The following is a 445-nucleotide window of genomic DNA, read 5'->3' on the forward strand; positions in this document are numbered from 1 at the left end:
GCTTCACGATGAAGTCTCCGCGATTTGCGAAGCCTCTTCATAAATCGCGTTCGGACCGCTCTCGTTGCGCTTTCGCAATCTGAAAATGATTCAGATCAAGACACGGCGCGCGCGACCTCGATAAGCAATGGGATAAAGTATCTGAGGAGGTTGGCATGCAAGCCAAAACCATAATGACCACAGCGGTCGTTGCAATTGATCCGTCTGCGTCGATCGCCGATGCAGCCGGATTGATGCTCTCCAGCAAGATCAGCGGGCTTCCCGTCATTCGCCGTGACGGCGCGCTGGTGGGCATTATCAGCGAGGGTGATCTCCTGCGCCGTGAAGAGCTGGGCACTCAGCGCAAGCGCCCACGCTGGCTGGAGTTTCTTGTCAGCCCGGGACGAGTTGCCGAAGAATATGTCCTCGCCAACGGACGGCGGATCGAAGAGGTGATGACCGACAG

General features: G+C 57.1%; 1 protein-coding gene. It reads left to right on the plus strand.

The genetic code is table 11. From position 1 onward, the window contains the following. Positions 1-155 precede the first annotated feature (155 nt). A partial coding sequence (locus EOA22_RS37135; protein ID WP_127390781.1) for a CBS domain-containing protein occupies positions 156-445 on the plus strand: 290 nt, incomplete at its 3' end.

It is taken from the genome of Mesorhizobium sp. M7A.F.Ca.US.014.04.1.1, from assembly GCF_003998745.1.
Taxonomy (GTDB): domain Bacteria; phylum Pseudomonadota; class Alphaproteobacteria; order Rhizobiales; family Rhizobiaceae; genus Mesorhizobium; species Mesorhizobium ciceri.